The organism is Butyrivibrio fibrisolvens (assembly GCF_037113525.1).
Lineage (GTDB): Bacteria > Bacillota > Clostridia > Lachnospirales > Lachnospiraceae > Butyrivibrio > Butyrivibrio fibrisolvens.
Window position 1 is genome coordinate 3,135,673 of record NZ_CP146963.1, and the last position, 14,240, is coordinate 3,149,912.

Here is a 14,240-nt window from a genome sequence, read left to right on the forward strand (position 1 = left end):
ACTAATATAAAACACTAGCTTCATTATTTTTCCGAATTATATTGGCCCAATATTTTTCTCTGCAACAACTTGTTTTCAAAAAGTATAGTTATGTATTTCTATATTTTATATATTTTTCATCATATTTCATCCGGCTTCAAATAATGACCATAATCACACCTTATATACAATCCGTATGGTCCAAGTTTGGCAGTTACTCCACATTTATGAATCGGACAGGTAGCTTGGTAAATATCTATATATTCATTTGCAACTTCTGGAGTAAGAAATGCTGTTTCTTTGCATGCTTTGCACTTTAGATAACTCTTTCCACGTTTACTTCTCATCAGAGTCATAGGCTGTCTGCAATTAATGCACTTCTCATGTTTTTGTACATATGCGCCAAGTCCAGTTGCTTCTTCGCCTGTATCATCGCTTTCACCATTTGAAGATTTACCAGATGAAGTTGTTCCTAAAGATAATCCATTTTTTTCCAGAAGCGCGGTTTTATTACCATCCAGATCTCTAAGTTCAAGCTCAGAGAACACCCTGATAAGCTCTAATGTATGCTCACCTTTTATTCTATAAATAGTCTGACATACTGTAACGAATCCGGTATTACCATCTTTGAACATTCCTTTAGATTTGGGCAGGCCATACCACATAACGCTGTCGTCAATCATGATAATGGGGAACACTGCGTTATCAGAAGCCCAGGCTAGTTCCTTCCAACTATCTGGCAAGTTTTCATATCCATTAGTCTTACACAGTATTCTTATTCCGTTTCTTCTAGCTTCTAACACAGCTTCTAAGACCGGATCTGCATATTGTTCATATAACGTGCCATCAGGAATAGAAATGATGATCCTATCTTTGGCCCTATTTACATCCTTTTTAAAGGCACTGATTGCTTCTTCATCATCTTGATAGTTTTTGATTTTTTTAGTATCAGGTAACTGCTTTATATAGTTCTGAAGCTTCTTTTCATGTGTAGAAACCACATTTCCCTTATTCTGAAGGTACTGAACCAGTTTGTAGAAAATGTGTCCAGTACTTCCATATCGCATCTCCCAATACTTTGCATTAGCTACAACGACAAGCTTTCCGCGGGCTCTTGTGACTGCAACATTAACAAGTCTTGATACTGAGCTCATACTTTTACCCATAAGGAATCCAACTCTGGAAGAGGGATAGCTTTCTACCGCATCAAAAATAATAACATCACGCTGAGAGCCCTGGAACTGATGTACTGTTGAGCATTCTATAGAAGTTTTTTCAGCTTCTTTATGATCCTGTATCATTGCTCTTATAAGTCTTGTCTGAGCAGCATAAGGTGTGATGATTCCGATGGATTTCTGTCCATCATCCTCACCACTAAGTGCACTAAGGAATGAAACTATGGCACTAACTATGTTAAAGCGTGAATTATCGCTATTTTTCATAGTGGCGCAATATGTTCCTAGTAGATCTATCATGTTTATCGAGTTATTATATAAGGGTTCTCGACTTATAATGTCATCTCTGTTTGTTAATACAGATTCATGATCTTTGAGAAGGCTATTATAAATATACTTGTTAGGGAACTCGGATATTGTTGGATACATTCTGCGCTGCTCATCCAGCATTACAAGCCAGGGATGCGCGTACATATTTCCCATTTTTGAGATGCCCAGGAATTCAAATATATCTTCACAAAGAGTTGTCTGCGCTTCGGACTGTGCAATTGGCGGAAGCTGCTTGAAATCACCTACAAGAACAAGCTTTTCGTTAGCTTTCTTTGCAGCACATAGTATTTGAGGTATATATGCCATACTGACCTCATCAAACATTACTACGTCATAATTATTATGTTTGAGTGTCTTATCTACAGTAACTTTAGATATAGTTGTAGCAAGAAATTTTGCTTTTTCTGCATAGTACTTCTCTGCTTCTCTTATATTTTGGCGTGCTTCCTTTAACTTCTGTTCTACTTCACTGCCTTTTGATGTATGGAAATCGCCATTTGCTTTTATCTCTTTTCTCTTTTCAATCAGCCTTTCTAACTCTCTTTTCAGGTCGGGTCTATGTCCAAGGACATAGTTATAAGCAACCGCGTTGGGATCTTTGGATAGTATTCCATCTCTAACATATCCATATCTGAGTATCTGACCGTCTTCTAACAGGTTATCAAGTCCTGCTGCCTTTGCCTGTGCTACAGTCTCTTTTACAATTCCATCTACGGATACATTACTATGAGATACGACAAGAACAGTTTTATTATTTAAGATTGCGCTAATTGCAATCTTAGCCATGGTATATGTCTTGCCTGTTCCGGGTGGTCCCCATATTACTGTTATGTCATTACTCAGGGCTTGCTTAATTGCAGCATCCTGTCCTCTAGGGATTGAAGAGATATTATTAAGTGTAGAAAGCATCGGGCCTTGATCGATAAGTTTCATTGCAATATGATGGCTTTTAGAAATGTATTCAAGATTATTGGCAATGGCTTCAAGCAGCTTCCAAGGCTCAACAGAAATAAAGCCTTGACTGACAGACAGGCCGAAATCTCGATCTACATTTATGATTATTTGGAAACTTTCGCAAGATACTACGAGACCATTTGCTTCTCTTTCACCAGATTCAAAGGTGATTGGAGCATCATCAGATAAATATAGCTCTGCTTCCATTTCAAAGCTATATGTACTGATTCCGTTCTTTCTGCTGAGAAGCGTTCCGTTTGTGATTTTATATTTCTTTCCACCGCCATTTTTAAGAAAATACATTTCTCTTAAGATGGCATTTCTGTATTTAAGGATTGTTGGATGAAGGCCGGAGGTTATGTTGTGGTCAGTATATGATTCTTTATAATCTGAATCATAGGCGTGATTATCTTCAGACTCATTGTCTGTATAGTAGTCTTCTTCGGACTCATCAGATTCGTCATCTTCATCAGCTTCGTCGTCTGAATTGTACGGTTCGTCATCTGAGATTTCTTCGTCGAACTTGTCATTATCATCATCGCCCATTAGCTGTGATGATACATCTTCTAAGACAAGCTTATCAGTATTACTTATTTTATATTTTACAAAGAATTTGTAACCTTCCGAAGTTAATATGGAGATTATTAAATTAGATCCCCTAAACACAAGCATACCGCTATTATAGAGAGTTACTTCAAATGATAAATTATTTAAGTTCTGATCATTTCTCTTACAAGCACCAGTAATTTCATAATCATAAACATTCCCTAATACATCTGCCAATTTTATTTCATCTACAACAGCAGTACTTATGCGTCCTGGTTTTGATAGAATATTAAAGCTCAGATTTATTTTCTTCCCGTTCTTTATGATCTCAGGAAGAGATAACTTTACTGGACATTCACTGAAATTTTTCATTACCCACTATACCCCTAATGATAAGATTGATTACCCATTGGCGATTATAGACCTGGTTGGATTTGGGGGCTTATCAATTATTGCTGTGACTTTCTTAAATTGCGCGAGATATTTTTACTTTTAGTAAGGCATGAACACTCTATTTTAAGGCTAATTGCAATTTTAGTTCTCAAAATTCTTCATGCATTTTTTAATAAATCGTCCTTTGCCCTAGTCAGTTCATATACCATAATTGCCCTATGGCAATGTGTCAGTTCGAGTTTTAAAACTTCCTTTTTCTTTGCTCCTTTATCTGAATTCATCTCAAACTCAAAGATAAGATTGTTACTTATATCATTTAGACATCCTATCAGATAATCTAATATACTGCTTACCAAGAGCTTCTCTTTCTCAATATCAGAACCTCTTAATATAAGTTCTCTGCCGTCAAATGAATACTTTCCATTACTTACAGAGAAATCTTCACCCTTCTTCTCTTTTTTCTTCTTTGTTTTCCTTTTCGCAATCCTCACCACCATATTTGAAGCATATTTTTGCACAACATCCTTAGCTTCCTTAGATCCATATAGAGTTATCGCAATATGGAATCCAAAGACAGGATATCCAAAGGTCTGTAATGAAGATTGCTCAATAACATTATTGGAACTGATAAATGGACATTGCATACCATATCCACGTATTAATCTATTGTCCGGAAGCTGATACTGTAAGGACATAAGCTGCATTTTCAAGTTACTTATCTCACTCTCATCCTCAGAAGAGTCAAGAACATCAAACACATAATCCCTCACAGACTCATATTCTTCCTGAGTTCCAAGCGGCAATAGCGAATTATACTCATATAAATTCACAAATGGCTTAAACTTTCTACTTTCAAGCGAATATCCAAACTCTTCTCTTAGAAGCAAAATAATGCTTTCAGTATAGTCTTTAAAAAGAACAAATGAATTAATCCTGTCTATGCATACTCTTAAATACTGACTTGAAGGGTAGTGTGCTACAAGTGATACATTATCGCTACACATATATAAATGTCCGAGGAACAGTTCTATTCCCCTATTAACACCTTCATCATCTTCAACATCATAATAGAATGAAGCAATCTCACTTCGCACTTTTGATGTCAGGCTCATCTCAATTTCATTCCAAAACATAGTTGGATTTGATTCATATTTGTCTTCATCTAGTATAAGTTTAAATATTAGTCCAGAACGGCAGCAGCTAAGCTTATTGCATAATGCCACTACCTTCTTGTTTCTAAAGAAATCAATATCATATTCTATTTCCGGTTCATAAATAGTTATTCGGTTGTCATCGCTTGCAAATGCATTAAGCGATTCAATATACAGCTCAAAATAGTCTGCCTTGTTAGATCCGTCATCAATCTTTTCTTTCCAATACTGTAGAGTATTATTCAATATATCTTCATTACATATATTGCTATTTTTAAGAAGTGTTAAATATAACCTTGAATCTTCAAGCGTCGGCAATAACTCGTATAGTTCTGAATCCAACTGGTCTAATTCATAAATATTATCTGCCTGAGCTATATTTGCTCTGGATACTACAAATCCCTTGTCTATCCAAGACGTAGTTAATCTATCATATTCTGAATCTTGTTTTAGCATCAATGAGTTATATTCGAACATTTCTGGTTTTAGTTCAAAAAAGAAATCCTGCACATCTGCTTCCTGAAAAGTATTGTTCATCAACAAAATAGGTATCTCTGATCTTAAATTATCCAGACTTTTCACACCGAGATCGTCGTATACACACTTAAGTATATCCTTAGCTTCTACGTATATAGGTACCAACCCATTTATACTTGATTCTCCGGTATACGTTGATAATGCAAATAATTCACTTATCTGTATAGCTGTTGACTCTTCTGCTGTATCAACACTTATTATTTCTGTCTTTAGAAGTTCATAATAATCCATGAAATCAAAGTATCCTTTATCAATAAGATACTTTTTATAGTAATTAACTACTTTTTTCGGAATCTCAAGCTTATCATTTTCTAATATTCTGTTGATATCACCAGCCACAAAATAGAAGGCTGAAGAAAAATCATCACAATCAAAGCATATGGCTTTAATCATATTAATTATAAATACACTTTCACTTTGCCCAGCCATACTTTGTTTGTATACTTTCTTCCATTGCTGCCATTTAGTATAATGATCTTTAATACCGGTTTTTCCAGTAATAAGGCTTATTCTATTACTAAATGACTTATCACATTTCTTTTTATAAGAAGCATCAAGCTTCGAATAATAGCTCATCCAATACTTTGCTATGTACTCAAAGAAATCTCGATTATCATATAAAGCTATCCGTGGTTTTAATTTATATCGTTTATTTAATTCTTCTAACAATCCCCATTCGTTTTCATCAATAATATCTACGAACTCAATATCTTTATTATTTTCCTGATAGAAGATTTCAAACGTTGGATCCATTAACTCAAACCATGACCTCATACATGCATCCAACTTGAATACATTTGATTTTTCCTCTATATATCCTAAACTTCGCATTTTCAAGCCATTAGAAGTAATGCAAGGAATGTACTTTAATTCTTTAATACATGATTCAAAAAGCGGAAATGCTGCTGCAAAGCGATCAAATATGTTTAATGGCACATATAAAAAGGCATAATTCGCCACTTCGTTTATATATTTTTCTGTAAAGCTATTAAAAAGATCCTTAAATACTCCTCCTTTCCCAAATGCTTTTTCAATAATTTTTTGATTCCATTCTCCTTCATTTGTCCTATCCATATTACAAGAGAAGATTTCACGTCTATTAGCTCTGGCTTCTAATGCAGGAATATTTATATGAACAGCTCCGCCAGTATCTATTTCTGTGGGGAGAGATATGTATAACCTTCCATCTTTAGTTGTAACCTTTTCATTATTTATTGTTGCCAATATCGGACTTTTAATAAATCGTACTTCGACGTACGCAAACATACCATCAGACTCGGTATTCTTTCTGTTTTCATACCTATCAGACTTAACTTCAATGAGGTTAAGTCCAGACATCAATCCTCTATTACTATAAAACTTATCAGATTCAATCCATCTCAAATCTAATGATTCATCTTCGTCACATATTGGATATGTTAGGTATTCTTCTATTGCCTTTCCATCTTCATAAAGAATAATCTTCGACAAATTATGCAAAAATAGCAGTACCATATTATAGTTATTCGCATTGAAATCTGTAAGCGAAAAACCTTCCGCTAGTTCCTTGTTCTTCGGAAATAGCCATTGTAAATAATGCCCTTTAAGTTGTGCTTGTAAAAGACGATTCATATCATTAGACCGAAATCTAAACTTATATGCAGTTAATGTGTCTGCTGCCTTCCTTCCGTCTCCAATACTTCTGTTATCTCTGTAATATAAGCTCTTATCAACATCATCTTTATAAACCTGAATTATTGGAAATCTTTTTCTTCTGCCTTTTTCATCTATAACATCCCAAGAATCTCCAATAGTCTGCATTATCGTTTCAACTTTGCAGCTTTTGTCGCTATATATATTTCCAACTCCCTGATCATTAAGCTCCTCAAACAATACTTCAGGATCTAAACTATAAGAGTCATCAAGGAAGAATCTATATCCATTACTATCAACACAAACTTGATCAAATATCTTATAGATGTTCTTAAAGCCAATCCCTTTGTTTCCGGTATATTTTTCTCCTTCTTTATTCTTTGTTGAATTACCAATTGAAATCAGACTAAGAATATCGCTTGGTAAAAAGCCATGTTTTTCTTCATTTTTGCCTTTTACTACTTCTAAATGTGCTTTCTCTTCATAGATCAAAGTCATCCAGCTCTCGCCATTAGCACCTTGTTCAATCTCTATTGAAACGCTTGTTCCTGGGTTAATAAAATCATTTATATTCTGTAATAGCTCATTGCATACATCTCCTTCTTTTCCAATAACCTCACGATAATTGTTATTATCTATCAATGAGAAGATCTGATATGCTTGAATAGCCTTTATTGTCCCAACATTTCTGCCCATGCTACCAGTTTCATACTTATTTGCTTCGACCCTCGAATATCTTTCCCTTACACTCTGAATAAATTGTGTTGTCAGCATGGTCTCTGAATCACATGCATCGCTTAAATACTCTTCTGATCTTAATAACAAATATCCGGTTGTTCGAAATTTCAAAAAATTTCTATTAGGTAGATTTCTGAAATATTCTGGATTTACTACACAGTTATGATAAGTCTTTTCGAATTTCTTTAATCCTATATCTTTCTCTTCATCAGATAAATATCTTCCTTCTATAGCGCTTGAAAATGTAATATGCTTGTCTTGACTTGTTATTACAGTTTCTGAAGAAGGATTGATCTTTTCTGCGATTTTCTCTGATATATAATCAATGTTGAGCTCATAATTATTCTTTCTGTCAGCTCCATACCAGGAAAGAAATCGTATCTGCTCCCAGATAAAGTTCTTATCCTCATCGTCTCTATACAGTTGTGGACAACAAACTACATCTTCATCATTAATGTCGGAGACAGCATTAAATAGGGCACTCATGGAAGAATTAACTCCATCTGTGTCCTCATTATAATTAAAAAGATAGTATCCTCCTGCAATTTGTAACTTTTCTTCTGGGCTTAATCTTTTATCTTCCCATTTTTCAATACAGGAAATTAACTCGTCATATGACTTAACACTGCTATTAATTAAAGTCCTAATAATAGAATTATTATATTTATTATCAGATAGATTCAGAGCACATACTCGAATTATAGATTTCTTCTTAGAAAGCTCTTTTTGTATCTTATGAGATAGCAATTCCTTTTCTGTAGTTACCCACATAGTAGGATTAGCATTATTGGTAAGTTGATAGTTAACCCATCTTATATCTCCGTCAATAAATGAGACCTTAAAATATAGCAATCTATCTCCATACTCGTTTATATGTTCAATATCATCTTTTTTGATATCCGTAATTTTATTCAGTCCAAGCGCTGTTAACCACGTTCGAGTTGATAAAAATACATTAGAAAATCTTTCAAATTCTTTGAAATCTCCATTTTTTCCCTTTTCTTTAAAATCAAGTTCAATGGATTCATGCACTTTATCGTTGCCCATAACATTTTTCCATTGAAGCAAGATAGATGTATGATTGATATATTTTTGGAATGCAATTACCTTCTGAGAACTCTCATCATCTTCATTAAATATGAATCTATGCATCTCAGAATTTTGGTTCCTATAATGCTTCCAATAAATATTCCCATCTTCAGTATCGAATAGTGATAGCGTTCTATCCAAAACCAACAGTTCCGTTATGTTTATGAATTCATCAGTGTCACTGTTTTCAAAAATTGCAATATTAGCAAACAGTCGTCTTGCCTTTTCTGCATTTTCTTTGTTAAATTTTTCAATCTGAGCTTTTGCGTATGAGGCATATTTACTTCCTCCGTGAGAATCAAAGTTATACTTATCATCAATATAAAACGCAAGGGTCTTGTAATTATATGCAATACTATTCTTTCGTGTAGGGAGGTAGTTATATATACTAGTTACAAGGTTATGATCTGCTGAATATTCGTACCAATCCCTTATTATTGAATCATCAGGATTCCAGACCTTATCTAAAAGGAAATAGTTCCATTCATTATCATTTTTCGGGCAAGATCTGTTATCTTCCAAATCAAATGGCATCTGAAATATGAATGGAAGACTAATATTTAAAGACGTTGGTAAATAAGTATACATATGTCCGCTAAACTCAGATACATCAATTTTCTCAATATCTTTATTTGCCTCTATATCACCAACTCCAAAAATGATAATAGGCATAGTTTTCTTTATTGATGTAGTTTGAATACTATCAACTTTTCCATAGCGACTTGAGATGATGCCTTGATCATAATTTAAATACTTTACTATACCGATAAGATGTATTTTATAGTTAAGCGAAAGTGTATTGATTGTTCTATCCACATCTTTATTGGCTATATTCTCAACAGAATAATATTCCATTGATCCCGTACAGTAATGCAACTTCTTATTATCCGGATTCTCCCACCAAAGTTTTCTTTCTTCGGAAGAATCCTCTATGTGATGAGTATTAACGATCTTAATAATTTCTGATGTCCTTTTATCAGAAAATATCATGACTAATTCTGTAAAGTTTCTTGTAAAGAAAATTGAATTATTTCTATATAGATTTCTAGGATCCGTTGCCCCATAACAATCCTTGACATCTTTTATGAGCTCACTCATATCAGCATTTATTTTTCGTTTTGTGTCTTCTTCACTTGTTAATATTATTTCATCTTTTAACCTAAGGATTAACTTTGTACCATCGTTCGTTGCTGGGGTCCCCATATAAATAGGTTGGAACATGGATGCTTCATCAACATTGTACTTAAAGTGATATCCTCCACTTTCGATTTCCACTTCTTTAAAATATACAAAAATACTCTTAAAGCCACGCCCTTTCTCACCTATTGTTGTGGTAGCTTTATCAAAACTGGTCATCTTATTTGTTTCATTAATACTTGATAACGCTATTATGTCATCATACGTAAATCCTTCTTCAGGATAGCTAATTGTTATTTCAGAATGCTCTTGATCAAAGCGCATGGTAAGCCTATTAATATCGTCTTTATATATGCAATCATCAGCATTCTGGATAAGCTCATTGATAAATCTCAGAGCATTGTCGTTAAATTCAGATAAACTTTTTTGTACTTCTTTTTTTATCGATTGATTATCAATCTTGTTTCTTTTTGAAATTACAAACAATAACTCAGCAGCATGTTTTTTCCAATACTCGTTTACTTCGTTTGGCAATGTAGGATTTTCAGTATATATCTTTCGAATAGTTTTATTAAAATCACTATTAAGTTCAGAATCGCTTATATTGATAATCTTATGATCATCATAAATTATGCTTACATCTACGCTATTTGCAGATTCGAAAAATTCCTCTTCAAATAGTTCTTTATCGGAATCACTATACTTAATCTGCGCATTAATTGGACTAATGCCATACTTTTTCCAAAACTTGGCATATTCCGATATATATGATGGCCTTCTATCCGATACTTCCGGAATATAAAAATACATCTTATAAAATATATCCTTAAGAATATCTCTGGTAATAAGCATATTTACAATTCTCCTGCAAAATCAAAGGCATTGCCTAAGCACTTCAGAAAATGGTGTTAACGGAACATATACATTATCAAAACTATCTCCAACAGCTGATTCAAAATCTGCTGTTGATTTTCCATTATTGTGTTCTGTATTTCCTACCTCTTTGTAAACAGCTGTATTAAACACTACTTGAAACTCATCATAGTACATATCTCCTGTTCCTTTTTGGCCGTCAGGATCTTCGACGTTAGAGAAGCATGTAAACAACTGTTTCGAAGCAATCGCTTTATAAAATTCTTCTTTTACATCAGATATATCCACTTCATAAACATCATCGCTGTCATCATACTTAATAATAGATTTTTCTATAAAAGGGACTAATTCTTTCTTTATGTAGTCTATAAAGTATGGCCTAAGATCCATGTTTTCATCAAAAGTCTTATCAAAGAGTTTTCCTGCAATTTCTCTTTTTCCTACGCAGTGTGCTTCCTCACGCATAGCCTTTAGTTCATCATTCGGAACTGTGAATAATATATGTCGCATTTTTTCCATTACTTCATCATCGGAATAGTTAGAAACATTCTCAATCTCCTTATCTATCTCATTCTTTGAGTGAGCAAGTAATGATGTAGTGCGCTTTTCTTTACGCAAGTACTTTAAATATGAGTTTTGAAGCGGTGACATGTCATTTTTATATTTTTCTTTTTGGGCAGATGCTTTCCACTCTTCCAAAACCTGTTCCTGCATGATTTCATTGGTTTCTCTCAATACATCTATGCCACAAATACCAGCTGTTCCATTGATGATCCTTATCTTTTCAAAAATTATTTCATAATAGGTATGAATGTCATTATCTACATTACAGATAAGATTAAACACTAATGGTGTGTGTCGCTGTCCGTTTCTATCGATTCGACCAATTCTCTGCTGAATAACGGACGGCGAAAAGGGAAGATCATAATTGATAAGCACCTGACATTCCTGCATATTCTTACCTTCTCTACATACATCACTGCAGATCATAATTGAATCAACCTGATCATTTACACATGTTTCTTTAAATTCAGTAATACTTCTATCTATTTCCTGCTTGGTATTTTCGCCGGTAGCAAGAAAGATTTTTGTGTCATCATACTTTGTATCAAAATGTTCATAAATATAGTTACAGGTAGCAATATAATGCGCAAAAATTACTATATGCTTTTTGTTCATTGCGTAGCCATTTTCTTTTGTCAATTTTGTTTCAACAACAAGATCCAGTTGCTTTAGCTTCGAATCATCTACATTATTTTTGTCTGCCAGATACTTATCTCCATACGTTTTTAAATCTAATTTTTCCAGGAATGCGGCAAGTATTCCCCAAACGACTGGATCATTAGAAGTTATCTTCATTTCATTAATTTCTTCATAGTCTTCATTTTCTATCAACTCCAAAATATCGTCTTTGACCTTCCTATAGTAGGAATCTGTAATAAGCTCATTATCTATGAATATTGAATTAATAAACTTTTCCGGCGCCTCAATAAGAGTCTTGGCAAGGCAAGGCATACTACTACATCCTTCATGCAAATATACAGCAGACTTCGTTAGCGGATTTATTTCGTCAAACAGCTTTACTTTTTTATATAACTGCATTTCTGGCTCATTAAGATTTACAAGAACAGACTCAATTCTAGGTTGAAAGTCTAAACATTTAGAAACTGACTTTGTGCTTGCTGTTATAGAAAAATCCGGTGTCAAGAATTCTATCTCATTTTTAAAATCTGCCTGCTTATTAAATATTGGAGTAGCGCTCATAAAAATCTTTCTTTTCGCGCGCTTGCATATCTTCTGTAAAGCTTTGTACCGTATGCTTTCCTTCTTTATCTTTGTAAATGGATTCTCTGTATACTGATTTCTAAAGTTATGAACTTCGTCAACCACAAGAAGATCATACTGATTCTCATCATCTTCAATCTTGGCAAGCTGTTGCCAACTTTCAGCATAAACAACAATCTGCGCATTATAACTCATTCCAAGACTTGTAGAGTAAGCATCATACACGCGGAGCATAAACTTACTCTCCAGCTCTTCTTTCCACTGCGCACACATAGCTGGAGGAGCCAAAATTAGTATTTTCGGTGCATGAACATCGTTTAAGGATTCTATGACCCATTTTTTGTCTCTATCCGCGTTTATTAACTCAGATATAATTATTCCTGCCTCAATTGTCTTACCAACGCCGACTTCGTCAGCAATATAGAGATCTTTGTCAGTATTTTCAAAGAATTCGAAGAATGGTTTATATTGAAAAGGCTCGAATATTATTTTTGAATTAAACAGTGCATAAGGAATCATCAGCGTCTCCTATTCACAATCCATTGGCAGTATTTACTCTAAATACAACAAAAGGGAGCCCCTAGGCTCCCTCTGCGAATATTATATCATATCGTTTTATTGTATTCTTTATTACGCTTAACTTTTTCTACTTGATCTTCACATTATTTTGTTATTTCAATATAGATTAAGAAGAGCACGAATATTATGTATATTATTAAATCTATTTTCCCACGATTAAATCCGGAATAGCCTTCGTAATAGTCTTTTCCCTCATAATGCTCATAGAAATATCTATTATCGTCACTATCGTATCTGTCTCGCTTGCTCATATCAGGTTTCCCTTCCTTTAGTACTCATCATTCCAATAGTCTTCCGCTGCATCATAAGCTTCGTCTTCATCCTCGTACTCGTCTTCATAGTCGTAGAATTCTTCGTACTTGTCATCGGCGAACTTGTCTGCAGAGTCGTAGTCGTGTACGTCGTATGGGTCGTAGCTGCCAGAGCTGCTGCCTGTCGTATCTCTTTTGCCAGAGGAGTTAGTGTTCTTCGTGTCTTCGGATTGTTTCTTATCGGTATCAGAGGTGTATTGGCTGCTTGAATTAGTGTCTCCTTCGTGATATAACTCAAACTTTACTATTTCTCCATTTCTTTCCCTGTATCGATAAGTAGTATACTTACCATTCTTCTTACTTACTTCATAAAAATCGCCATAGATACTATACTCAGCTACGCCATCAGTAAAGATGCACCATTCTGTATGTTCCAATTGTAAATGCAGATCTTTATATATTAAATTCTCGGAATACGGGCATTTATATTGCTCATAAAGCTGATAATATCTGCTACGATTATACAGATCAGCCAGATTTTGGTTTATTTCATCTTCGACACCGATGAGTATATAGCACTTATCTTTATCTGGGAGTTCGCGAAAGCTTGCATCCATTTTTACCGTTACATCGACTCTATCATAGTTAAGCCAATATCCTATTCGGTCTTTGGTAGTACTGTCGTAATGGCTATCGATAGATGTAACTTCTACACTTACTGATTCTACATGGTCGCTGTCTTTGATCTCATATAGACTAGCGTTTTCTACGTTATTTATATATGCTTGCCTGGCTGCGTCAAATTCTTCAGCCAGATATGGCCTTTCTTTTTTTATATGCTCATGTTCCCAGTAATGGCCCCAGCTTCCGTATTTGGATGTTACGTCATGATTGATTTTTAGTGCTTCTAATGACAGCATAAAAATACAAAATACTATACCTGTTTTGATCATGGCTTTCTTGGCCATGCGGTTTTGTCTTTTCTCTGTTTCCTGATCTATGTACCAATACCACATAACTTGTACCCTACAATAATCGAAAAGCGGTGTGCGTCATATATAAGCTCTAAACAATATCATAATTAGTACATT

At 34.3% G+C, this 14,240-nt stretch carries 4 protein-coding genes; all 4 read right to left on the reverse strand.

The window, feature by feature from the left end; all coding sequences use genetic code 11:
• Window positions 1-119: 119 nt before the first annotated feature.
• A complete protein-coding gene (locus WAA20_RS13040; RefSeq protein ID WP_073386271.1) occupies window positions 120-3,356 on the reverse strand; it encodes an AAA domain-containing protein in 3,237 nt (1,078 codons plus the stop codon).
• A gap of 179 nt (window positions 3,357-3,535) precedes the next feature.
• Complete coding sequence (locus tag WAA20_RS13045) at window positions 3,536-10,513, reverse strand: hypothetical protein (protein WP_073386269.1); 6,978 nt, start codon at window positions 10,511-10,513, stop codon at window positions 3,536-3,538.
• 21 nt (window positions 10,514-10,534) lie between these two features.
• The gene (locus WAA20_RS13050; RefSeq protein ID WP_073386268.1) at window positions 10,535-12,838 is read right to left on the reverse strand and encodes a DEAD/DEAH box helicase; all 2,304 of its coding nucleotides are present in this window, start codon (window positions 12,836-12,838) and stop codon (window positions 10,535-10,537) included.
• Window positions 12,839-13,166: 328 nt separating this feature from the next.
• Window positions 13,167-14,165: a hypothetical protein gene (locus WAA20_RS13055; protein WP_073386266.1), complete on the reverse strand. Its 999-nt coding sequence runs from the start codon at window positions 14,163-14,165 to the stop codon at window positions 13,167-13,169.
• Window positions 14,166-14,240: the final 75 nt, after the last annotated feature.